We start from the raw sequence: 22,446 nt of genomic DNA on the forward strand, positions 1-22,446 counted from the left end.
GCAGAGACCGGCTGCCCCTGCCGGACGCAACGTCGTGATCGGTCTGCCAGACGGCCGTGTCATCGCGAGCACCGCACGGTCTGCTGATCGACCGAGTCGATCGGCTGCGCAGGGCGCTTGCGCTGGCGGTCGATCCGTTCGATGCCGAGCAGCTGCACCTGCGGCTGGCTCGACTCGCTGGACGAACCATCAGGCTGCGCGTCGGCGGGCAGACGACTCTGCCGTGACAGTCGAGCGGGCGCTGACCTCGGCAGCGGAGGGGCGACTGGGGCCGGGTGCACCTCATCGGCGTCGGTGGACGCGCCCCTGGAGGTTCTGGGCGGCCAGCTCGAGCAGCAGCGCCGCAAGTCGGTTCGACTGCAGATAGTCGAAGATGTCGAGGTCGCCGGCCAGATGATTCTCGCAGAGCCTGAGCCATGCGTAGCCGAGAGCAGTCGTGACGCCGCCGGCGACCGCGCCGGTGATCACCCAGCCGGCGCCCGGCACGAGCTTCAACAGGCTCGTCGCGAGTGTCTTGCCGGCAAGTGCGCTGGTCAGCTGAGCGACCAGCGCGACCGTCGCCTGCTTGGTCAGCGAGATGCCGTAGATCGAGGCGATCCTGCGCAGCATACCCACCTGCACGGCCATCAGCGGCACCGCATCTGCGACGGGAATGGGAATCGCACCGATCCCCGTGGCGGTCGTCGACGCCAGGGCGATGACCTTACGCGCGGCGCCGTGTTTGACGCCGATGCTGACGCTTTGTGCCGCGGCCAGCGCCGCGCTCACGCCTTTTGGGGCCGCTTCGAGGGACACCTCCACAAGATGCTCGAGGCCGAAAGCCTGTGTGCCAGCGAACGGGTCGTCCACTGCGGCGATCGGCACCGGCCTGCCCGTTTCGATGGGCAGCCGCAGCGACGTGAGATAGTCGACGAACTGCTGCACGTCGGGAGGAAAGCCAATGCCGGCCTTCCACGGTGTCTGCGTGATCACGAGGAACACGGGAACGTCGAGAGCCGCAAGATCTTCGACGAGACGCCGCTGAGTCTGATCGAAGCGTCGATCGGCCGCCTTGATGCAGAACCAGATGCCGTGGATGGGCTCGCCGGCCTTCGCACGCTCGGCATAGGTCTTCTTGAACGAACGAACCACATCGCGCAGCTGATCGAAGCTCTCGACTCCTTTGAAGTCGTAGAGGCCGAGAGTGCCTTCGTCGTTCGTGTACAGCGAGACCTGCTGCGTGACCGGAGCGCCGACACCGGTAGCCGCCAGATCCTCGCCGAAGACGGCGTTGATCAGTGTGCTCTTGCCAGCGCCGGTCGCCCCGATCACCGCGAGGTTGTATCGCGGCAGCTGCGCCTCATCCCACGCCTCGTCCAGACGCCCCTGAGCGTCACGACCCAGCTGTTCAGTCATGCCCGCTTCTGCAGCCCGTCGACGAAGCCCTTGACCTGGTCAAAGGTCTCTTTGCGGCCCAGCAGCAGATAAGCGGTCGGACCGACCCAGTTGAGCGCGAGCGCACCGGCCCAGAGCGCCTTCGGGCCGTTGATCTGCGACTCGGGACGCTTCACGAGATCCGAGCCGGCATAGGCGGCCAATGCGAGCTGTGCGGCGCCGGCCACGAAGCCGAAGACCTTCGAACCGCCCTTGACTCTGCCTTTGACTTCGCCTTTGGTCTCGAGCGCCTGATCTTTGAGCTTTGCCATTGATGCCTCCTCGATTGCCGTGACCACATCGGACGATGCCGTCGTGTGCCCAGCCTAGTGCGTTCGTGCGACAGGGGCCGGATGGTGAGCCGGCGTCTCATGCCTCTGCACGTCACACCGGCAGGCCGAGCCCTATGCGAGCCGGTGTTCCTGAGCGATCGTTACCTCCAGTGACGCCGAAAGATGTGCCCACGCGGGATGAGATGGCTTACTGATGCAGTCATGTCAGCAACCTCAGGAGGATCAATCATGCGACCACAACGGAGGAATCGACTGCTTGCCGTGGTTCTCTCGGCGGCCACGGCATCCACGCTGCTCGCAGGATGCTCTGCCGCCGACCAATCGGCACCGGCCGTGGGCGAGCCCAAGTCAGGCGGCACGGTCACCTACCTCGAACCGCAGGCCTTCAGCGGGCTCTACCCGCCCGCAGCCGGCTTCTACCCGAACGGCAGCATCGTCAACAACCTCACCGACCGGCTGCTCTATCAGAACCCCGAGACGCTGGAGCTCGAGCCCTGGATCGCGAGCGCACTGCCCGCTGTGAACGCGGACGCAACCGAGTACACGTTCAGCCTGCGCGAAGGGGTGACCTACTCGGACGGCACGCCGCTCGACGCCGCCAACGTCGTCAAGAACTTCGACCTCTACGGCAAAGGGGACAAGCAGCGCAAGCTGACCGTCTCGGAGGCACTGAACAACTATGACCATGCCGAGGCCGTCGACGAACACACCGTTCGCTTCCACTTCTCGGCACCGGCCCCGGGGTTCGCTCAGGCGACGTCGACCATCAACTCGGGCCTGCTGTCGAACGCCACCCTCGATCGCGACTCCGAGGGCTTCGCGCCCGGGCAGGCGAAGCAGATCGTCGGCAGCGGCCCGTTCGTCGTCACCGACGAGCAGCTGAACACGGAGTACACGCTCACGGCTCGTGAAGGGTACGACTGGGCGCCGCCGTCGCTCGCGCATCAGGGCAGAGCTCGCGTCGATGCGGTGAAGGTGGTCGTGACGCCCGAGAGCAGCATTCGGGTGGGCACGCTCGTCGCCGGTCAGGCTGACGTTGCCCGCCAGATCGATCCGCCGGATGAGGCGCAGGTCACCGGCGCAGGACAGAGTCTGCACGTCGCCAGCACGAACGGCATCGACAACGCGCTGCAGTTCCGGTTCAGAGATCGACGGCTCAGTGACATCCGAGTGCGGCAGGCGCTCATCGCCGCTGTCGACCGGCAGCAGATACTCGATCAGCTCTACACCGCGAGCTATCCGCTGGCCACCTCGCCGCTGGCGAAGAGCGCACTCGGCTACAAAGACGAATCGGCCGCCTACCGCTACGACCGACAGCGGGCACGTGATCTGCTGGACGAAGCCGGATGGCACGTCGGGGATGACGGCATTCGCACCAAGGACGGTGAGCGGCTGACCCTCACCGTCAATCACGCCATCCCGCTGCCGAGATCGAAGGAGCTGGTCACGATCCTGCAGGAGCAGCTCAAAGAGGTGGGCGTCGAGGTGAGGCTCTTCCAAGGCGATCAGGCAGCGCAGAACGCCGCCGCTCTCGACCAGGACACGGTGCAGGTCTATCACCAGATGGTCGGGCGAGCCGACTACGACGTCATCAAGAGTCAGTACTCGGGAGACAATCGCAACGTCTTTCTGAACCTGGACAAGACCGACGGATCGTACGGCGACCCGCATCTCGAGGAGCTGCTGCGCGCCGTGGCCAGCAAGCCGAGCGCCGAAGAGCGTCAGCGTGCGAGCGAAGCCGTGCAGGACTATGTCACAGAGCAGGCATATGTGCTGCCCATCTACGAAGAGCCCCTGGTCTATGGGACGAGCTCTGCGGTACAGGGGTTCGACACGGAATCGGTGGGGCGGCCGTCGTTCTACAGCCTCTGGCTGAACCGGTGAGGAGCTGAATCGCTGAACTGCTGAGGCACCGAACCGCGAAACGCTCCGCCACCGTCGTGTCAGTCGGGTCGATCAGAACCCGAGGTAGCGTCCTGGACGATGGTTGAGCGCGATGACCAGGTTCATGACCACCGCACCGATGGCAGAGAGCAGCACGTTCATCGGCGAGGTGACGGAGAACGAGGCGGCCACGATGATCACGTCCAACGCCATCTGCACGTAGCCGGCGCGCCATCCCCATCGATCCTGAATGATCAGGGCCATGATGTTGAACCCGCCGAGGCTCGCGTGATGCCGAAAGAGGATCAGCAGGCCGATGCCGGCGAGCAGGTTTCCGGCGACCGCCCCGTAGACGGGATTCTCTGCCAGCGTTCCGAGCATCGCCGGATGCAGGGGAGTGAGCGCTGACACGGCAGCGACTGAGATGACCGTGCGGATGGTGAAGTTCCATCCGCGCTGTCGCACCGCCAGTACGAAGAACGGCAGGTTGACCACCATGAACAGCACACCGAAGGGAACCGGCGTGGCGTAGGCCAGCAGCAGCGAGAGGCCCGCCGTGCCGCCGGTGACCACGCCCGCCGAGTGCAGCAGATACAGCCCGAGCGACGCAGCGAACACACCACTGCCGATGCCGACGACGTCATCGAGGATGCTGTGGTGCTGTGCCGGATATCGGCGGTCGCTGGAGTCGCTGGCAGAGGTCATAGCACCGAATTCTACTTCGTGTCGGTGTCCTCCTCGGCCTGCCCATGAGCCTCGTCGTCAGAGGCCAGGATGCGGAAGAGCGCTTTGCGAGTGCGCTTGAGCTCGTCGATCGCCGCGTCTCGCTGCTGCTGCGTCGAGTGACGGAAGTCGCCGATGACGGTCATGAGCGCATGCGCCGCTTCGCGCAGTCCTCCGTGCTCGCCGCGCTGAGGCCGGGCGTCCCAGATGTGCGCGATCTGCTCGGCGTGTTCGCCGACGTATTTGACGCCTGCGGCGGTGAGTTCGTGGGCGCCGTTCTCTCCGCTTGCGGTGATGAGCCCCTCTTCGGTCAGCTGCTGCAGCGTGGGGTAGATCGACCCGGGGCTGGGGCGCCAGCTGTCGTCAGTGCGCTCGGCGATGCGTTTGATGATGCCGTAGCCGTTCGCCGGCTCGTCGTTCAGCAGCGACAGAATCGCCAGTCGGGTGTCGCCCCGGCGTGCACGGCCGCGCCCGCCGTGTCCGAAGCCGCCACGCGGGTCGAAGCCTGGACCTCCGAAGCCCGGTCCACCAAAGCCCGGTCCTCCAAAGCCCGGACCGCCAGCGCCTGGACCTCTGCCGTGTGACCGTCTGTGGCCGCGGTCGCCGAAGCCGCCGTCATGGCCGCATCCGTCGAAGCCGGGTCCACTGAAGCCGGGCTCGTGATGGTGATGATGATTGTGATGTTCGTGTCTCACGATGTTCTCCTTTGTGACTATCGCGATATATCGCGATCTAGATGATCAGAAATATATACCGATATATCGAAAAGTGCAAGAGTGGGGCGGTCGATCTGATGCGAGGCGCACGGCGACGGTCGACAGGCCGAGGGGCCGTCCGGCGTCGCGACCACGACCGCAGGCTACTGGAGCTGGGCCGTGAGCCGGGCGATGCCCTCTTTCGCCTTCTCGCGTGTGGGGCGACGCCGCCAGCCGGAGACATTGAGACGGATGCTGTTGGCGCGATAGTCGGCTTCGACTGCGCGCAGCTGATCAACGAAGTCGGCGTCTCGCACCAGCACTGAGATCTCCATATTCAGACTGAACGAGCGGATGTCCATGTTGCTGGAGCCGATCACGGCGACCTCGTCGTCGATGGAGAAGTGCTTGGAATGCAGGACCGTCGGCGAGCGGTACAGATAGATCGAGACGCCGACGTTGAGCAGGGCCTCGTAGTACGAGCGCTGTGCGTAGTACACGAACGCCTGATCACCGATCTCAGAGACGAAGAGCTCGACGTCCACCCCGCGCGCGGCAGCGGTGAGCAGCGCGAGCAGGGTCGCCTCATCAGGCACGAAGTAGGGGCTGGTGATGCTGATGCGATGTCGGGCGTTCTGAATGAGCAGCACGAACAGCTTGAGCGAGTTGTCGCTGGCGAAGCTCGGCCCGCTGGGTACGACCTGTGCATCGGCTCCGACCACCGTCGGCATGCCTGTGCGAGGCTCGGCGGCGGGCGAAGGAGCCATCGGGGTGAGCCGTTCGCCTGATTCGCTGAACCAGTCGGACATGAAGACGGCGTCGAGCTCGCCGACGAGCGGACCCTCGACACGGACCATCAGCTCCTGCCAGTGCAGCCCTCGTCGCACGTTCTTCGGCTTCAGATAGCTGTCGTCGATCAGGTTCTGCGAACCGGTGTAGGCCACCTTGCCGTCAATGGTGACGATCTTGCGATGGTTGCGCATGTCTGGCCGCTGCCACTGCCCGCGCCAGGGCCGCAGCGGCAGCATCGCGTGCCACTGCGCGCCCATCTCTGAGAGCATCCGCTTCGTCGTGCGACGGCCCGGATAGCCGAGACCCGAGAGGTGATCTGAGAGGGCGCGCACGGTCACGCCGCGATCTCGAGCACGTCGCAGCGCCTCGAAGAAGGGCGCTGTCGATGCGTCGTGCACCAAGATGTAGAACTCCACGTGCACATACTCGGTCGCCGCATCGATGTCGTCGATCATGGCCTGCAGCGACCCCTGGTACGAATCGATCAGCTGCAGCGTGTTGTCACCCACCATGGGCAGCGCGGTCAGCCGTTCGTTGAGGCGAACTGCAGAGGGCATCCACCCTGGCGACTCCGGGACGGTGCGGTATGCGGTGACCTCGTCACGCGCGGCGAGCGCCGAGTTGATCTCGATCTGACGACGCTGGCGCCAGCGAGGCAGGCGCCCGATGCCGATGGTGAGGAATGCGATCACTCCGACCACGGGGATGAACATGATGGCGAGTACCCATGCGATGGCCGTCTGCGGCGGTCGACGCAGCGAGATGACGATCGCCGAGACGAGCACGATGAGGATGTGTGCGAGCGTCGCCAGCAGACTGGCAAGCGGCGCGGTGAACATGGCGGTCCTCGATCATGGGATCCGTGCTCGGAGCCCCGAACACGGATCCCATCCTAAATCAGTGCGGCATCGGCAACAGCACTCGCGCTTGCAGACCGCGCAGCCACACCTCAGCTGTCGCGAGCGGAGCGAGATCAGCCAAGCATCGCCGAGAGGGCGAAGACCCACAGCGAGAGCACGACGAGCAGTCCGAGGCTGTAGGGGAGAGCGGCGCGCATGATCGCCGACTCCTTGCCGGCCAGACCGACGGCCGCCGACGACACGGCGATCGACTGCGGCGAGACGATTTTGCCGATGCCACCACCGGCCACGTTGGCCGAGACCAGCAGGGTGGGATTGGTTCCGATCTCGGTCGCGGTCACCGACTGCAGGTGGGCGAAGAGCGTGTTGTTGTTGACGACCGAGCCCGTGATGAACACGCCCAGCCAGCCGATGACCGGTGAGAGCAGCGGGAACAGCGCGCCGACGCTCGCCAGCGCATGGCCGATGGTCGTCGAGCCGCCGGAGAAGTTCGCGATGTAGGCGACGATCATGATGAGCAGGATCAAGAGGATCGGCTGCCAGAGCATCTTGACCGAGGCGACGAACTCTTCGCCGACCTGCTTCCATGAGAGCGCGCTGCTGGTGAGCGCGGTGAGCAGCACCGACACCAGGATGGCGGTGCCGGCGGCACCGATCGGCGACCACGTCCACACCGCGGTCATCGGAGCATCCGCGCCCGCAGCCGTGACCTGGCCGTCGAGACCGGGAATCGCAACCGGCAGGCTCAGTGCGGAGAGCGCACCGCCCTTCGAACGATCGAAGAGGTTTGCGAAGAAGGGGGCGCTCCAGATCAGGATGAGCACGGTCAGAAACAGGAAGGGCGACCAGGCGCTGACCAGCTGACGCGGGGTGTAGTGCTCGCTGACCGGTTCGGGAGCACCGGGCATGCGGAAGGTGCGCTTCGGCTTCCAGAAGCGCGACAGCACGGCGAGGGCGGCGAGAGCCACGATCGACGGGATGATATCGGCCAAGTCGGGCTGTCCGAGCACGAGCAGCAGTACAGCCTGAGAACCGCTGAACGCGACGACCACGGTGATCAAGGCGGGCAGCACCTCGCGGATGCCGCGGAAGCCGTCGAGAATGGCGACCAGCAGGAACGGGATGATGATCGTCGGCAGCTGACCGACCAGCACCATCATGCCCGACAGCTCGGGGATCGGGACGTCGCCCTGGCGTGCGGCGATGATCACGGGGATGCCGATGGCGCCGAAGGCACCTGCTGCTGCGTTCGAGATGAGGGCGAGCACCGCGGCCTTCAGCCCGGGAAAGCCCAGCGTCAGCAGCAGGGCGGCACAGATGGTGATCGGCACGCCGAAGCCGGCCGCACCTTCGAGGAACGCACCGAAGCAGAAGGCGATCAGCAGCACCTGGATGCGCTGGTCGGCAGCGATGCCCGAGATGCTGTTGCGAATCACATCGAACTTGCCGCTGCGCACGGCGAGCTTGTACAGCCACACCGCCATCAGAATGATGTAGCCGATCGGCCACAGGCCGTTGAGCACACCGTCAAGCGCGGCACCGCCGATGGCCGACGCCGGCATGCCGAAGCCGATGAAGGCGACGATGACGGCGAGCACAGCGGCGATGGCCGCAGCGGTCGTGCCCTTCATCTTGAAACCGACCAGTGCGACCAGGAAGAAGATCACCGGAACGGCGGCGAGCCCCGCTGAGAGAGCGAGGTTGCCAGTCGGATCAAGCGGTTGCGTCCACATGACAGAGTGCCTTTCGTGCATGCCGGAACAGCACACACGAGCGCCGTTCAGTCGGGAAATGAGCGACGTCGTCGTCAGGATCGGTCGTGCGCCAGAGGGCAGCGATTGTGGTCAGACCACATCAGGACCACATGACACAATACCGCTCGTGACGGCGTGATGGCGAGAGGCCAGCCTCAAACGACCGTGCACGCATCACGAGAGGCGCCCGAAAGACGCGGCAGAACCGGTGAGTTCAGGCTTCAGACGAGACCGGGAACGAAAGTGGTCGGCGTGTTGCTCTTGGGGCCGTGGCCATGCTTCGGCGCGACGCTGGAGAGCGTCGCAGCGGCGCTCATAGAGTCGTCGTACGAGGCGTTCACCAGAATCGGGTGGTGGTCGGAGAGTCCCTGCGGCAGCGAGGTGACGCGATTGACCGTGAAGCCGGTCGACGTCGCCATGTCATAGCGTCCACGGAAGATGCGATAGCGCTGATAGGTGCGCTGCTCCGTCGCGGTCAGCTCATAGCCGTGCGTGCGCACGCGCTCCTGCAGGTGACGCTGGAAGAACGGGTAGTTGTAGTCGCCGACCATCAACGAGGGCAGACCCGCACCGAACTGTGCGAGTCGCTCGAACGAGGTGCGAATCTGATTGCGGCGCAGCGAGTTGAGCGCGGTGAGCGGTGCCCCGTGAAACGAGGCCACCATCAGCTCGCGATCTCGGGTGAGATCCATCAGTCGGGTCGCGACCAGACGCTCGTGAGCGGGTGCGGCGACACGGTCGTGCAGAGACTTCTTGAGCTGGTAGGTCTGCGATCCGATCAGGCGAAACCGGTCGGCGCGGTAGAAGACCGAGATGCCGAGACGATTGCCTCGGGTGGCCTCTGCAAGCCGCAGCGACCCGATCTCGGTCGGCAGGGAGTCGATGTCACACTCCTGCAGACAGAGCACGTCGGGATCGGTTCGACGGGTGAGATCATCGAGCTCGCACAGAGCACGGTTCTTGCGCAGGTTGTAGCTGACGACATTCATCACGACAGTTTGCCTCCAAAGGGTAGAACCGCTTTCAGGCTACCGTTCTGATCGCCCGAGCGGGGCATGTTTCGGCCAGAAACAGCTGTGAATTCACCAGATCGTCACAGAGGGTCGGTGATTTCGCCAGCATTCGACGACGCTCAGCCCAGCAGAGCGACACAGCGCCGCAGCAGGGCCGCACCGGCGTCGTCGTCGGTGAGAAGCTGACCCGGAGCCAGCGGGTCGGCGATGGTCGTGACCTCATATGGTTTGTGCAGCGTGCCGTCGGCGGCGGCGCCCGGTGAGCTCGGCGAGCCCGGCTGCACGTCGACGTGGGTGACGTCGTAGCCCTGCGCGTGCAGCCAGTCGGCCATGGTGTAGTCACTGCGTGAGTCGCCGACGGTGAACCAGCGCTTCGGCAGCGCGGAATGCTCGCCCAACAGCTCGAGCGAGCGACGGGCACCCAGCGCCTTGCCGCTGTGAGAGACCTCGACGTCGCAGCTGATCACGGTCGGGTCGATGCGCAGCTGCACGGCTCCGAGGCGGGCGCGCAGCTCGATCAGATCCCGCACCAGGGCATCCCTCGCTGAAAGGAACGCCGCATGGTCGCTGCCGGCGATCATCTCGAGCGTCATCATGGTGCGCTTCGTGTCGTCGAAGAACATGGTGTCGGCGAACTTCTCGGCCGCTGTCTCGCGGCCGAAGTCGACGACCTCCCGAGGCACTCGCATATCGACGTCGATCTGCTCGTCGTTGAGACCTGCGGCCGTGAGCTGCGCCCAGACTCCGCCCTTCTCGCCGACGACCGCGAGGCGGGTCGCGTCGGCAGCAAGACCGGCGGATGCCAGAGCCGGGACGATCTGCCGGCTCACGAAGGCGGTCGAGCGGCCGGTGTTGAACGAGATCGGCACGCCCGCTTCGGCGAGGGTGACGAGGCTGTCGGCGATCTCGGGCAGGCGCACGGTGCGGGTGACAGGGCTGGCGATCGGGCCGTCGACATCGAGGAGCAGGCCGAACGGTGCTGGTGCAGTGGACATAGCCCCATTGTGCCCGATGCCGACTGCGCGCTTGCGCTCGGCGTGCTTCTGCGCCATTCTTAGTGCCATGGTGCATCTCTCACAGCAGAACTGGTGGCAGACCGTCTGACGGTCATCCACTCCGCTGGCCGTGCTCGCTGACACGGCCCGTGCACCACGGGAGACGTTCATCGGGCCGGCCGCCCGATCCGAACGAAGGAACCCGCAATGGCCGAACCCAATCACCCCGCCCACGAGACCCGCGAGCACGCGCTTGAGCGCATCCACGAACTCACGCAGCCGACCGGCGCAGCGGTTCCCTCGCAGGTGCCCACACACTGGTACAACGTCGCCGCCGACCTGCCCGAGCCGGTGCCGCCGCACCTGCACCCGGGCACGAACCAGCCGCTGCAGCCCGAAGACCTCGAACCGCTCTTCGCGAAGGCGCTCATCGAGCAGGAGGTCAGCACTGAGCGCTACATCGAGATTCCGCAGACGGTGCGCGAGATCTATGCACAGTGGCGGCCGTCGCCGCTGGTGCGGGCGCTGCGCCTCGAGCGGGCGCTCGGCACCAAGGCGCACATCTACTACAAGTACGAGGGCGGCAGCCCCGCCGGGTCGCACAAGCCCAACACGGCGGTCGCACAGGCGTACTACAACGCGATCGAGGGCGTGACCAAGCTGACCACCGAGACAGGAGCCGGGCAGTGGGGTGCCTCGCTGTCGCTCGCCGGCGCACTGCTCGGGCTCGAGGTCGAGGTATGGCAGGTGCGTGCGTCGTACGACGCGAAGCCCTACCGCCGTGCCCAGATGGAGGTCTACGGCGGCACGTGTCATCCGTCGCCGTCGACGCTCACCGAGGCGGGTCGTGCGATGCTGGCCAAAGACCCGAACACCACCGGCTCGCTCGGCATGGCCATCAGCGAGGCGGTCGAGGTGGCCGCGGGCGACCCCCATGCGCACTACGCGCTGGGCAGCGTGCTGAACCACGTGATGCTGCATCAGAGCGTGATCGGAGAGGAGGCGATGCAGCAGCTGACCGAGCTCGGCGAGTCTGTGCCCGACGTGATCTTCGGCTGTGCCGGCGGCGGCTCGAACCTCGCCGGCCTCACCTTCCCGTTCATGGGGCGCAACCTGCGCGAGGGCACCACGACCCGTCTGGTCGCCTGTGAGCCGGCAGCCTGCCCGTCACTGACGCAGGGGGAGTACCGCTACGACTTCGGCGACGTGGCCGGTCTGACGCCGCTGCTGAAGATGTATACGCTCGGGCGCGACTTCGTGCCTCCGGCGATCCACGCGGGTGGCCTTCGCTATCACGGCATGTCGCCGATCGTCTCGCATGCCGTGCATTTGGGGCTCATGGACGCCATCGCCGTGGCACAGAACGACGCGTTCGCCGCCGGGGTGCTCTTCGCTCGAGCCGAGGGCATCATCCCGGCGCCGGAGTCGACGCACGCGGTGGCCGGAGCCATCGCCCATGCTCGACAGGCGGCCGACGGCGAAGTCATCGTGCTGGGTCTGTCGGGCAACGGCGTGCTCGACCTGCCCGCCTACGAACAGTACGTCTGAGCCGTGACGAGAGGCCGGTCGGTCATCTGCAGCAGTCTTCGGCCGAGAGCAGCGGCATATCGCGCAGTCCGGCGATGATGCGCTCGGCGTCGTAGCACTGCGGATGCCGCACGAGTTCGACTCCCGCACCCTGGATCGCCGCGAGCGTCGCTTCGGTGATGCTGCGGGAGTCGAGGTCGTGAAGCGCGGCGAAGCGCCCGATCACCGGCTGCAGCCGCCGACCGTACTCGTCGAGCCCGGCATTGACCTCTGACCGGAACTCTTCGTCACGTCGCACGAAGAAGAACTGAAAGAGCAGCTCGATGTCATCGCGCTGTCTCTCCAGATCGCGGATCTCGCTGGCGACCATGCTCTGGAGCGCCTCGTGCGGTTCGAGGTCGGCGCCATAGTCGGTGGCGGGCCCGTCGAGAGCACGTCCGATGACGTCATGGAGCAGAGCGTGCAAGAGGCCGAGCTTCGTCGAGAAATAGAAGTAGACGAGCCCGCTCGACAGCTCTGCCTCGGCGGCGACGGAACGCCCGCTGACCATCGCGAGCCCGTCGCGCACCGCAATGCGGTGGGCAGCACGGACGATGGCCGAACGGCGTTCGGACTTGGACAACCTGACACCGACCATGGATACACCCTAGCTGGGGTCGAACGGACACGAGCACAGCGTTCGGTGGGGGCGCCTGCGTACGGCGCTCCCGCCGAAGCGATCGCGACTACCAGTCGACGGCGTCGCGGATGATGGGGCAGGTCATGCAGTGGCCCCCTCCGCGCCCGCGCCCGAGCTCGGCACCGGCGATGGTGATGACCTCGACGCCTGCCTTGCGCAGGGCCGCGTTCGTCTGGGTGTTGCGGTCGTAGGTGAAGACCACACCCGGCTCGACGGCCACGGCGTTGTTGCCGCTGTCCCACTGCTGACGCTCTGAGGCGTAGAAGTCGCCCGCCGTCTCGACGAGACGCAGCTTGGGCAGGCCCAGACCTCGTGCGACGACGTCGGTGAAGCGGGCGTCGCCCTCGTCGACGATCTCGAAGCCGGGCTCCTTGTCGCTCGGGTGGATGCTGAACGTGTGCACGCCGTCGACGATCGCCGGGTGCACGGTCGCGAGATCTCGATCGGCGAAGGTGAAGACGGTGTCGAGGTGCATCGCGGCGCGCAGCTTCGGCATGCCTGCGACGATCACCTGTGTTGCCGCACCTTCGTCGAAGAGTGCCTTCGCCACCTGTGTGATGGCCTGTCGTGACGAGCGCTCGCTCATGCCGATCAGCACGATGCCGTTGCCCACGGGCATGACGTCGCCGCCTTCGAGCGACGCCTGTGCCCAATCCTGTTCGGGGTCGCCCCACCAGACCTTCGAGCCGACGAAGTCGGGGTGAAAGAGGTAGATGGCCTTCATGAGCAGGGTCTCGCCGTGTCGTGCCGGCCAGTAGAGCGGATTGAGCGTCAGGCCGCCGTAGATCCAGCAGGTGGTGTCGCGGGTGAACAGCGTGTTCGGCAGCGGCGGCAGCAGATACTCGCGAGCGCCCTTGGTGTACTGGGCGAGGCTTCCGAGCATGGGGTGCAGATCGGTGGGCAGGTCGTGCAGGCCGAGCCCGCCGATGAGGTATCGGGCAAGGGATGCGCTGTCGAGCTCGTCGAGGAACTCGCGGGTCGCAGCGACCAGACCGATGCCGACGGTGTTCGCGATCACGAGCCGGTCGAGCAGCCATGCGCGGGCGCCGGGCACGTCGATCGTCTCGGCGAGCACTTCGTGCAGCTCGACCACCTCGACGCCGCGATTCGCGAGTTTGTTCCTGAAATCGAGGTGATCGCGCTGGGCCTTCTCGACCCAGAGCACGTCGTCGAAGAGCAGGTCGTCGGAGTTGGACGGCGTGAGCCTTTCGTGGGCGAGTCCCGGTGCGGCGACGAGCACTTTGCGGAGTCGTCCGACCTCGGAGTGCACTCCGTATGCTTCGGCGCGGCCGCTGCCGACCGCAGTCTGTGCGGCGCCCTCTGATGAGTCTGTCATGATGTCGGTTCCTTTCAGAAGTTGCGTGGATCGGGTGGAACGAGAACGGGCCTGCCAGGTCGCTGCGTCAGAGCTGGATCAGCCCCTGCGCCAGGCCGACGACGCCGACGATCGCGCCGATGACCACGACCGCGAAGAGCACGAGCTCGCCGGTCGAGAAGACGCGTCGATGCTGCTCTCGTCTGGTGATCGCGAAGAGGATCGTGGCCGGCGCATAGAAGATCATCGAGATGAGGAGGAACTGCAGGCCCGCCGCGTAGATCAGGAACAGCGTGTAGACGACAGCGAGCACGGCGATCACCGCATCGGCGGCAAGACGGCGCGGCCGCTCGTGCAGATACGTCTCTCGTGTGACCACGAGCTTCAGCGCGTAGGCCGCGGCCAGGAAGTACGGGATGAGCGACAGCGCCGCAGTCAGGTCCAAGGCGAAGTCGAAGGCCTCCTCAGAGAAGTAGGTGATCACGAGCACCACCTGGGCGAGCAGGGTGCTCAGCAGCAGGGCGTTGACGGGAACGTCGTCACCGGTCTGTTTGGCGAGGAACTTGGGGAGATCCCTGTCTTTGGCCGCGACGAAGAGCACCTCGGCGGCCATCAGACTCCAGGCCAGGTAGGCTCCGAGCACAGAGACGATCAGTCCGATGCTGACGAAGACCGTGCCCCACTGACCGACCGCGGCTTCGAGCACTCCGGCCATCGACGGCTGTCGCAGCGCGGCGATCTCGCCCATCGGCAGGATGCCGTACGAGACGACGGTCACCGAGGCGAAGATGGCGAAGACGCTGAGGAAGCCGAGCACCGTGGCGCGCCCGACGTGTTCGCGCTTCTGTGCGTGGCGGGAGTAGACGCTGGCGCCTTCGACGCCCATGAAGACGAACACCGTCACCAGCATGGTGTCACGCACCTGGGTCATGAGCGAGCCGGCGTAGTCAGCACCCATCAGGTTGTCGACGAACACGTCGGGGTGAAAGCAGAAGATCGCGATCAGCACGAACACGATGATGGGAACCAGCTTCGCGATCGTGACGATGCGGTTGATGGCGGTCGCCTCTTTGACACCCTGTTTGATGAGCAGGAAGAACAGCCAGAGCCCGATCGAGCTGAGCAGGATCGCCACCCAGGTGTCGCCCTCGCCGAGCGCCGGCCAGAGCGCGCCGAGCGTCGACATGATGAGCACCCAGTACGTCACGTTGCCCACGCAGGCGCTGGCCCAGTATCCGATCGCCGAGAAGAAGCCGACGAACTGGCCGAACCCGGCCTTCGCGTAGGCGTACACCCCGGCGTCGAGTGCGGGTTTGCGCTTCGCAAGCCGCTGGAACACGAAGGCGAGCATGAGCATGCCGAAGCCGGCGACGACCCAGGCTATCAGTGCGCCGAGCACACCCGTCTCTTGGGCGAACCGACGTGGCAGAGAGAACACGCCCGCACCGACCATCGAGCCGATGACCATCATGGTCAGGGTGGCGACGGTGACTTTGGTGCTGGCGCCTGACGAGGGCTTCTGCGCCACACCGGCCTGCGGTGACCCGTTCTCTGTCGCGTGCATGCTGCACTCCTGTCGCACTGATCGGTTGAACCGCCTGTTCGGCGTCGGTTTCACCTTACATTGAGCAACTGGTCAATTCAGGCGGACAGCCGTCGCCACACCGTGTCAGCGGTCGCACCTAGGATGACTGCATGACATCGGACGCACAGATCGGGGCAGTCGCGCCGTTCTCTGAGCCCACCCGAGCCTGGTTCGACTCGGCCTTCGCGGCGCCGACCGATGCTCAGGTGGGGGCCTGGCAGGCGATCGAACGAGGCAGGCACACACTGGTCGTGGCACCGACCGGGTCGGGCAAGACGCTCGCGGCGTTTCTCTGGTCGATCGACCGGCTCGTGCGCGAGCGCCGATCTGCCCGTGCCGATGCCGATCTGCCTGAGTCCGCAACCGCAGCGGCGCCAGGCGTGCGCATTCTCTATGTCTCGCCCATGAAGGCGCTGGGCGTCGACGTCGAGCGAAACCTGCGCGCACCTCTGATCGGCATCGGCCAGGCCGCCGAGCGTCTGGGCGAGACACTGCCGCCGATCACGGTCGGCGTGCGCTCGGGCGACACGACGCCCAAAGAGCGGCGCCGTCTCGTGACACACCCGCCCGATGTGCTGATCACCACGCCTGAGTCGCTCTATCTGATGCTCACCAGCAAGGCGGCCGAGACGCTGCGCACAGTGCACACGGTTATCGTCGATGAGATCCATGCGCTCGCCGACGACAAACGTGGTGCGCATCTCGCACTCTCACTCGAACGTCTCGAGGGGCTGCTCGAGACGTCGCCGCAGCGCATCGGCCTGAGCGCGACGGTGCGTCCGATCGATGCCGTCGCAAGATTCCTGGGCGGCTCGCGGCCGGTGCAGGTGGTTGCGCCCGATCGCCGTCGGCGATTCGATCTGACGGTCGAGGTGCCTGTCGACGATATGTCGAACCCGCCGATGCCCGAAAGCGTGGCGTCGGCTGGCGACCGGGGCGAGGAAGCCGCTTCGAGCGGCCCCAACGCCGTTGCGAACGGCGACGGCGAGCACAGAGTGGGGTCGATGTGGCCGGCGATCGAGGCGTCACTGCTGAAACGCATCCGGAGCGTGCGCTCGGCGATCGTGTTCGCCAACTCCCGACGGCTCGCCGAGCGTGTCACCGCCCGGCTCAACGAGCTGGACGCCCAGCTGCAGAGCGCCGATGACGAGGTCGAACCGCTGGCACGGGTGCATCACGGGTCGGTTTCGAAAGACCAGCGGGCCGAGGTCGAAGAGGCGCTCAAGAGCGGGCGGCTGCGGTGCGTGGTGGCCACGTCGAGCCTCGAACTCGGCATCGACATGGGGCTCGTCGACCTCGTTGTGCAGATCGACGCCCCGCCGTCAGTGGCCAGCGGACTCCAACGGGTCGGACGAGCGGGGCACCAGGTCGACGGCATCTCGCGTGCGGTGTTCTATCCGACGCATCGCCAGCAGCTGCTTGAGACCGCCATCGTCACCGAGCGTATGCTCGCCGGCGAGATTGAACACCTGCACATGCCGGCGAACCCGCTCGACGTGCTCGCTCAGCAGACGGTGGCCGCGGCCTCGGTCGAGACGCTTGACGTCGAAGCCTGGTTCGAGACCGTGCGACGTGCGGCGCCGTTCGCGTCGCTGCCGCGCAGCGCATACGTGGCCACTCTTGACCTGCTCTCCGGGCGGTATCCGTCCAGCGAGTTCGCAGAGCTGCGCCCGCGCGTGCTGTGGGATCGTGACGCCCAGACGCTCGAAGCGCGACCAGGCGCCAAACGGCTGGCGATCACCAGCGGGGGAACGATTCCCGATCGCGGCCTGTTCCGGGTTGTGGCGGTGACCGGCGACGAGGGCGGCGGCACGAGAGTGGGCGAGCTCGACGAAGAGATGGTCTATGAGTCGCGTGTCGGCGACGTCTTCACACTGGGCACGACCTCGTGGCGCATTCGCGAGATCACGCATGACCGCGTCAACGTCGTGCCCGCTTTCGGGCAGCCAGGTCGTATGCCCTTCTGGCGCGGCGACAGCGCCGCTCGGCCGGCCGAACTCGGAGAGGCTCTCGGCGAGATGCTGCGCGGCCTCGAAGACGATGGAGCCGCCGAACGGCTGCAGCGTGCCGGGCTTGATCGACGAGCGGTGCAGAACACGCTGGCCTATCTGGCCGAGCAGCGCGAGGCGACCGGTATGGTGCCGACTGATCGGGCGCTCACGGTCGAACGCACCCGCGACGACGTGGGCGACTGGCGACTGGTGCTCGAATCTCCCTATGGTCAGGCGGTGCACGCACCGTGGGCGTTGGCCGTCACCGCACGGGTGAGAGAGCAGCTCGGCATCGAAGGCAGCGCCATCGCGAGCAACGACGGCATCATCGTTCGCATCCCTGACACCGAGAGCACGCCGCCGGGGGCGGAGCTCTTCGTGTTCGACCCCGACGAGATCCGCTCGATCGTCACCGCCGAGGTGAGCGGGTCGGCGCTCTTCGCAGCTCGCTTTCGCGAGTGCGCCGCGAGAGCGCTGCTGCTCGGGGCGTCCAAACCCGGCAGCCGATCACCGCTGTGGCAGCAGCGCCAGCGTTCGGCCCGACTGCTCGAGATCGCCGCACGGCATCCGCAGTTTCCGATCGTGCTCGAGACTGTGCGCGAGTGTCTGCAAGACGTCTATGACATCGACGCGCTCGTCGGCCTGATGCAGCGTGTCGACTCGCGTCGCGTGCGTCTGCGCGAGGTCGCCTGCGAGCTGCCCTCGCCCTTCGCGAGGTCGATGCTCTTCGGCTATGTCGGCGAGTTCATGTACGAGGGCGATCAGCCCCTGGGCGAGCGCCGCATCGCTGCGCTGACGGTCGACCCGCAGCTGCTGCGCGAGCTGTTGGGCGAGGTGGAGCTGCGCGAGCTGCTCGACCCCGAGGCGGTGACCGACGTCGAGGCCGAGCTGCAGCGCACGGCTCCCGCCTTCCGTGTGCACGGTGTCGAGGGCGTCGCCGACCTGCTGCGGATGCTCGGGCCGCTGAGCACGGCAGAGGTGCACGCCCGTCTCGCCGAGGCGTCGCCTGCGGCAGCCGAGCTGTTGGGCGAACTCGAGAATGCGCGACGGGTGATCCGTGTGCGCATCGCCGGTGCCGAGGTCTGGGCGGCTGTCGAAGACGCCGGCCTGCTGCGCGACGCACTGGGCACAGCGCTGCCGGTCGGCGTCGCCGATGCCCACACGCAGCCTGTCTCCGATCCGCTGCGCGAACTGGTCGTGCGGTGGGCCGCCACCAACGGACCGTTCACCGCAGCAGCGTTGGCCGCGCATTTCGGGCTGGGCACGGCGGTGGTACGGGGCGCTCTGGAGCGTCTCGTCGTCGAGGGGCTGCTCCTGCGCGGCCGATTCCGCCCGCAGCACGCGGCCGCCGCCGACGTCGATGACGACGTCGAGTGGGTGCATCGCGACGTGCTGCGTCGGCTGCGGTCGCGCAGCCTGGCGAAGCTGCGCGGCAGCATCGAACCGGTGCCGCAGCACGCCTTCGCGATGTTCCTGAGCGACTGGCAGGGCTGCTCGAACCAGCAGCGAGGTCTCGACGGTCTGCTCTCGGTGATCGAACAGCTCGCCGGTCTGCCGTTGGCTGCCTCGACGCTTGAGACGATGGTGCTGCCGCAGCGTGTCGCGGACTACACACCCGCGATGCTCGACGAGCTGATCGCCTCCGGTCAGGTGCTGTGGGTGGGGGAGGGTGAGCTGCCGGGTCATGACGGGCGCGTCAGCCTTCATCTGGCCGACACCCTCGATCTCACGCGGCAGACCTCCGATGACTCCGACGGCAGCGACAAGCCGTCGGGGCTCTCGCAGCTGATCGCCGACGTGCTCGGCGACGACGGCGCGCTCTTCGCCCACCAACTGCGTGAGCGTCTGATCGCACGGGGTGCACAATTCTCGACCGAGCAGCTGGCCGCCGCCGTCTGGGAGCTCGCATGGTCCGGGGCGATCACGACCGACAGCCTCGGCCCGCTGCGGGCGACGGTCAGCGGAACCCATGCCGCGCAGAAGACGCGCACTCGCCCGAGTGCCGCCCGCAGCATCCGCCGGGGCGCGTTCGCGCGCGTGCGCGAGGCCAGGGCCCACGACCAGACCGTTGGCGAGGGCGATTCGCGCATGCGCACCGGAGCCGCACACGCCGCTGCGACCGAACCGAGACTGGCCGGGCGCTGGGCGCTGGTGCCGCACAGCACCGCCGAGCGGGCAGAGCGTCTCTCGGCGCAGGCGGGGCTGCTGCTCGATCGCTACGGGGTGGTGACGCGCGGGTCTGTCATGGCCGAGGGATTTCCGGGCGGCTTCGCCCAGGTGTATCAGCTGCTTGCCGAGTTCGAGCGCGGCGGCTACTGCCGTCGCGGCTACCTGATCGACGGACTCGGCGGAGCCCAGTTCGCGGCATCGGGCACCGTCGATCGACTGCGGGAGTTCGCAGATCTGCACGTCTTGTCATCGGGGCAGGCGCTGACGCTGTCGGCGACCGATCCGGCGAACCCGTTCGGGGCGGCACTGCCCTGGCCAGAAGCGGAATCGGCCGACTCTGGGCGCCCGAAGCGCAACCCTGGCGCGCTGGTCACCATCGTCGACGGCGAGCCTGTGCTCTACCTTGAGCGGGGCGGTCGCACCGCCGTCTCATTCGTCTCAGCAGAAGCGGCCTCGGCCGACGACCCGGCGCAGCGACAGACGCGCCGCGACGCCGCAGCACGCTCGCTGGTCGAAACAGTGCAGAGCCGACACCTGGCGACGTTCACCGTGCTGAAGATCGACGGCGAACCCGTCGGCGGCTCGGTCTGGCGGCGACCGCTGATCGACGCCGGATTCGAAGAGACGCCGCGGGGCCTGATACTGCGCAGGCGGGTGCGCTGATGCCAGAAGGAGACACTGTCTACCGCACCGCACTTGCGCTCGACGAGGCGCTGCACGGGCAGACGCTCACCCGGTTCGATGTGCGGGTGCCGCGGGCGGCGACGGTCGATCTGGCCGGGTGCCGGGTCGACCGTGTGACCTGCTACGGCAAGCACATCCTGCATCACATCGGCGACTACACGCTGCATTCGCATCTGCGCATGGAGGGGCGTTGGGATCGCTACCGGCCCGGACAGCGCTGGTGCTCGCCCGGCTATCAGGCACGAGCCGTGCTGGCCACTGCGACGATCGTGACGGTCGGCTTCGAACTCGCCGAGGTTCGCGTCGTGCCGCGCGCCGAAGAGCACCTGCTGATCGACCATCTCGGGCCCGACCCGCTGAAGCCGCAGTGGGATCACGGCGGGCTCGAGGTCGCCGCCGAGAGGCTGTCAGCCGATGTGCGCCCGCTGCACGTCGCCCTGCTCGACCAGCGCAACGTCGCCGGGTTCGGCAACGAGTATGGCAATGAGATCTGCTTTCTGCGCGGCGTCGACCCGCACACCCCGGCGAATCAGGTGGACGCCAGGGCTGTGCTGCGCCTCGGTGCACGGATGATCCGTGCGAACCGCGACCGCGTCGAACGCACGACGACGGGCAACCGCCGGCGCGGCGAACGACTCTATGTCTGCTTTCGCGCCGGCCTGCCCTGTCGCCGATGCGGCGAGGAGATCCGCTTCGACCGTCTCGGTGCCGATGCGACGCGCCTACGCGATGTGTACTGGTGCCCGCGCTGTCAGCCGAGGCACGGCTGACCGAGCCATCGGCCGCCGAGCCGGTTGTTACCAATTCGTGTTTGTCTCAGGCAGACTTGTGGCGGTTCGGGTGCACGGTGGCATTCGGGCGGAGGGGAACCAAAATGAGTCAGGCGCAGCGTCGCAGACGGTACCGACATGCCAGAGGTCGGCATCGTCTCGCCGAGATCCGTCTGCTGACGGCGGCTCTCGTCACGCTCACTGCGGTGCTCCTCGTCGTGGGCGCACTGATTCCGAGCGTCGGCTCGGAGCCTTCGTCGCTGGCCCAGGGAGGCGTGTCTGCGGGCGCCAGAGCTGATGGAGCCGACGGAGCGGGTGGAGCTGGTGGAGCCGATGCGCCGAACTCAGCGGCGTCACGGGGCAGCAGCGCTGCTGGTGCCGATCGCTGCGAGATCTCATTCGTCGGCGACGACGTGCAGGAGCCTGCGGTCACCGAGGCCGCCGGCGAGCTCTATCATGATCTGCCGGTGCCGGATCGAACCGGCTGGGTGTTCGCCGGCTGGTATGCAGATGCCGCGAGCGCCGCATCCGCCGATCAGCGCGCCCGAATCAACGGAGCGCATCTGGTCGACTGCGCTGACGGCGAGAGCACGCTGCATGCGGCGTGGCAGACGCCGGATGCGGTGCGTGCGGCCGACGTGCGGGTGCCGATTCTGATGTATCACCAGTTCACGGCGAAGCCGGAGGGCGAGCGCGGTTGGCTGCGCCTGAACTATGCGTACATCGGAGACTTCGAGGATCACATCCGCTATATCGCCGAGAACGAGTACTACCTGCCGACCTGGGATGAGCTCGAGGCGTTCATCGACGGGCGTCTGGCGCTGCCGCGCAAGTCGGTGATCGTCACCGATGACGACGCAGACTCATCGTGGCTCGAACTCGCCGCGCCGATCGTCGAGCGGTATCAGGTTCTGGCGACGTCGTTCGTGATCACGAGCGCGCGCACCGAGGCGACGCCGAACCGCTTCGTGCTGCAGCGCTCGCACACGCACGATATGCACCGTGCCGGGGCGAACGGCAAGGGGCGCATGGTGAACGAGTCGGCTCAAGCCGTGGCGCAGGATCTGCAGACTTCGGCCGACATTCTCGGTGCGAAGGAGGTCATCGCCTATCCCTTCGGCCATCACAACGCCGTCGCAGAGCAGGGCGTACGGCAGGCAGGATTCGATCTCGCGGTCACCGTCGCCGGCGGCACGGTGCACCAGGGCAGCGACAAGCTCGCACTGCCGCGCGTGCGCATCGACTACGGCATGAAGCTCGCAACGGTGAAGGCCGCGCTGGCGCAGTGACGACTCGGGGCGTGC

Annotated in this window: 17 protein-coding genes; 6 read left to right on the forward strand and 11 right to left on the reverse strand. The window is 66.7% G+C overall.

All coding sequences use genetic code 11. The annotated features are described in order from the left end of the window. Nucleotides 1-56 precede the first annotated feature (56 nt). Complete coding sequence (locus F8O07_RS10550; protein ID WP_192496656.1) at nt 57-227, forward strand: hypothetical protein; 171 nt, start codon at nt 57-59, stop codon at nt 225-227. 55 nt (nt 228-282) lie between these two features. On the opposite strand, the gene F8O07_RS05755 is transcribed toward F8O07_RS10550, so the two are convergent. Both F8O07_RS05755 and F8O07_RS05760 read right to left on the reverse strand, forming a co-directional pair. Continuing rightward, entirely contained in the window at nt 283-1,395 is a 1,113-nt protein-coding gene (locus F8O07_RS05755) for a YcjF family protein (RefSeq protein ID WP_158031138.1), read from the reverse strand. Next, a complete protein-coding gene (locus F8O07_RS05760) occupies nt 1,392-1,685 on the reverse strand; it encodes a PLDc N-terminal domain-containing protein (protein WP_158031139.1) in 294 nt (97 codons plus the stop codon). The genes F8O07_RS05755 and F8O07_RS05760 overlap by 4 nt, the downstream gene beginning before the upstream one ends. A 249-nt stretch (nt 1,686-1,934) precedes the next feature. On the opposite strand from F8O07_RS05760, the gene F8O07_RS05765 reads away from it, so the two are divergent. Then, nucleotides 1,935-3,590, forward strand: coding sequence for a TIGR04028 family ABC transporter substrate-binding protein (locus tag F8O07_RS05765; RefSeq protein ID WP_158031140.1), 1,656 nt, complete (start codon nt 1,935-1,937; stop codon nt 3,588-3,590). A 72-nt stretch (nt 3,591-3,662) separates the two neighbouring features. On the opposite strand, the gene F8O07_RS05770 is transcribed toward F8O07_RS05765, so the two are convergent. The 6 genes from F8O07_RS05770 to F8O07_RS05795 form a co-directional block, all read right to left on the reverse strand. Further along, on the reverse strand, nt 3,663-4,295 hold the full coding sequence (locus F8O07_RS05770; protein ID WP_158031141.1) for a YitT family protein: 633 nt from the start codon (nt 4,293-4,295) through the stop codon (nt 3,663-3,665). 11 nt (nt 4,296-4,306) lie between these two features. Beyond that, nucleotides 4,307-5,008 carry a PadR family transcriptional regulator gene (locus F8O07_RS05775; RefSeq protein ID WP_158031142.1) on the reverse strand — a complete coding sequence of 234 codons (702 nt, stop codon included), beginning with the start codon at nt 5,006-5,008 and terminating at the stop codon, nt 4,307-4,309. Between the two features lie 164 nt (nt 5,009-5,172). Next, nucleotides 5,173-6,639 (reverse strand): cardiolipin synthase, encoded by a 1,467-nt coding sequence (cls, locus tag F8O07_RS05780; protein WP_158031143.1) that lies wholly within the window; start codon nt 6,637-6,639, stop codon nt 5,173-5,175. A 134-nt stretch (nt 6,640-6,773) separates the two neighbouring features. Further along, a complete protein-coding gene (locus F8O07_RS05785) occupies nt 6,774-8,393 on the reverse strand; it encodes an L-lactate permease (RefSeq protein WP_158031144.1) in 1,620 nt (539 codons plus the stop codon). A gap of 242 nt (nt 8,394-8,635) precedes the next feature. Further along, nucleotides 8,636-9,403, reverse strand: coding sequence for an endonuclease/exonuclease/phosphatase family protein (locus tag F8O07_RS05790; protein WP_158031145.1), 768 nt, complete (start codon nt 9,401-9,403; stop codon nt 8,636-8,638). A 143-nt stretch (nt 9,404-9,546) separates the two neighbouring features. Then, a complete protein-coding gene (locus tag F8O07_RS05795; RefSeq protein WP_225733196.1) occupies nt 9,547-10,491 on the reverse strand; it encodes a hypothetical protein in 945 nt (314 codons plus the stop codon). A 138-nt stretch (nt 10,492-10,629) separates the two neighbouring features. On the opposite strand from F8O07_RS05795, the gene F8O07_RS05800 reads away from it, so the two are divergent. Then, a complete protein-coding gene (locus tag F8O07_RS05800) occupies nt 10,630-11,970 on the forward strand; it encodes a TrpB-like pyridoxal phosphate-dependent enzyme (RefSeq protein WP_158031146.1) in 1,341 nt (446 codons plus the stop codon). A gap of 22 nt (nt 11,971-11,992) precedes the next feature. Here the strand turns inward: F8O07_RS05800 and F8O07_RS05805 are convergent, their stop codons facing one another. The 3 genes from F8O07_RS05805 to F8O07_RS05815 all read right to left on the reverse strand — a co-directional run bounded on the left by F8O07_RS05805 (nt 11,993) and on the right by F8O07_RS05815 (nt 15,507). After that, the gene (locus F8O07_RS05805; protein WP_158031147.1) at nt 11,993-12,586 is read right to left on the reverse strand and encodes a TetR/AcrR family transcriptional regulator; all 594 of its coding nucleotides are present in this window, start codon (nt 12,584-12,586) and stop codon (nt 11,993-11,995) included. 88 nt (nt 12,587-12,674) lie between these two features. Then, nucleotides 12,675-13,964 (reverse strand): arginine deiminase, encoded by a 1,290-nt coding sequence (locus F8O07_RS05810; protein ID WP_158031148.1) that lies wholly within the window; start codon nt 13,962-13,964, stop codon nt 12,675-12,677. Between the two features lie 67 nt (nt 13,965-14,031). Further along, the gene (locus tag F8O07_RS05815; protein WP_158031149.1) at nt 14,032-15,507 is read right to left on the reverse strand and encodes a basic amino acid/polyamine antiporter; all 1,476 of its coding nucleotides are present in this window, start codon (nt 15,505-15,507) and stop codon (nt 14,032-14,034) included. Between the two features lie 131 nt (nt 15,508-15,638). Between F8O07_RS05815 and F8O07_RS05820 the strand changes: the two genes are divergently transcribed. From F8O07_RS05820 to F8O07_RS05830, 3 genes are all read left to right on the forward strand, one after another. Next, nucleotides 15,639-20,351 carry an ATP-dependent helicase gene (locus F8O07_RS05820; RefSeq protein ID WP_158031150.1) on the forward strand — a complete coding sequence of 1,571 codons (4,713 nt, stop codon included), beginning with the start codon at nt 15,639-15,641 and terminating at the stop codon, nt 20,349-20,351. Beyond that, nucleotides 20,351-21,142: a DNA-formamidopyrimidine glycosylase family protein gene (locus F8O07_RS05825; RefSeq protein ID WP_158031151.1), complete on the forward strand. Its 792-nt coding sequence runs from the start codon at nt 20,351-20,353 to the stop codon at nt 21,140-21,142. The genes F8O07_RS05820 and F8O07_RS05825 overlap by 1 nt, the downstream gene beginning before the upstream one ends. A gap of 104 nt (nt 21,143-21,246) precedes the next feature. Then, nucleotides 21,247-22,431, forward strand: a complete 1,185-nt coding sequence (locus F8O07_RS05830) for a polysaccharide deacetylase family protein (RefSeq protein WP_158031152.1) — start codon at nt 21,247-21,249, stop codon at nt 22,429-22,431. Nucleotides 22,432-22,446 lie beyond the last annotated feature (15 nt).

Origin of the sequence: Pseudoclavibacter sp. CFCC 13796, assembly GCF_008831185.1 — a bacterium.
Taxonomy (GTDB): domain Bacteria; phylum Actinomycetota; class Actinomycetes; order Actinomycetales; family Microbacteriaceae; genus Pseudoclavibacter_A.

What these genes read in the sequence shown, in the direction of transcription:
- F8O07_RS05805 (WP_158031147.1), bottom strand. Translation starts at nt 12,586, where the DNA reads ATGGTCGGTGTCAGGTTGTCCAAGTCCGAACGCCGTTCGGCCATCGTC.
- F8O07_RS05825 (WP_158031151.1), top strand. Translation starts at nt 20,351, where the DNA reads ATGCCAGAAGGAGACACTGTCTACCGCACCGCACTTGCGCTCGACGAG.
- F8O07_RS05795 (WP_225733196.1), bottom strand. Translation starts at nt 10,491, where the DNA reads ATGGCACTAAGAATGGCGCAGAAGCACGCCGAGCGCAAGCGCGCAGTC.
- F8O07_RS05790 (WP_158031145.1), bottom strand. Translation starts at nt 9,403, where the DNA reads ATGAATGTCGTCAGCTACAACCTGCGCAAGAACCGTGCTCTGTGCGAG.
- F8O07_RS05810 (WP_158031148.1), bottom strand. Translation starts at nt 13,964, where the DNA reads ATGACAGACTCATCAGAGGGCGCCGCACAGACTGCGGTCGGCAGCGGC.
- F8O07_RS05815 (WP_158031149.1), bottom strand. Translation starts at nt 15,507, where the DNA reads ATGCACGCGACAGAGAACGGGTCACCGCAGGCCGGTGTGGCGCAGAAG.
- F8O07_RS05770 (WP_158031141.1), bottom strand. Translation starts at nt 4,295, where the DNA reads ATGACCTCTGCCAGCGACTCCAGCGACCGCCGATATCCGGCACAGCAC.
- F8O07_RS05755 (WP_158031138.1), bottom strand. Translation starts at nt 1,395, where the DNA reads ATGACTGAACAGCTGGGTCGTGACGCTCAGGGGCGTCTGGACGAGGCG.
- F8O07_RS05800 (WP_158031146.1), top strand. Translation starts at nt 10,630, where the DNA reads ATGGCCGAACCCAATCACCCCGCCCACGAGACCCGCGAGCACGCGCTT.
- F8O07_RS05765 (WP_158031140.1), top strand. Translation starts at nt 1,935, where the DNA reads ATGCGACCACAACGGAGGAATCGACTGCTTGCCGTGGTTCTCTCGGCG.
- F8O07_RS05760 (WP_158031139.1), bottom strand. Translation starts at nt 1,685, where the DNA reads ATGGCAAAGCTCAAAGATCAGGCGCTCGAGACCAAAGGCGAAGTCAAA.
- F8O07_RS05830 (WP_158031152.1), top strand. Translation starts at nt 21,247, where the DNA reads ATGAGTCAGGCGCAGCGTCGCAGACGGTACCGACATGCCAGAGGTCGG.
- F8O07_RS05820 (WP_158031150.1), top strand. Translation starts at nt 15,639, where the DNA reads ATGACATCGGACGCACAGATCGGGGCAGTCGCGCCGTTCTCTGAGCCC.
- cls (WP_158031143.1), bottom strand. Translation starts at nt 6,639, where the DNA reads ATGTTCACCGCGCCGCTTGCCAGTCTGCTGGCGACGCTCGCACACATC.
- F8O07_RS05785 (WP_158031144.1), bottom strand. Translation starts at nt 8,393, where the DNA reads ATGTGGACGCAACCGCTTGATCCGACTGGCAACCTCGCTCTCTCAGCG.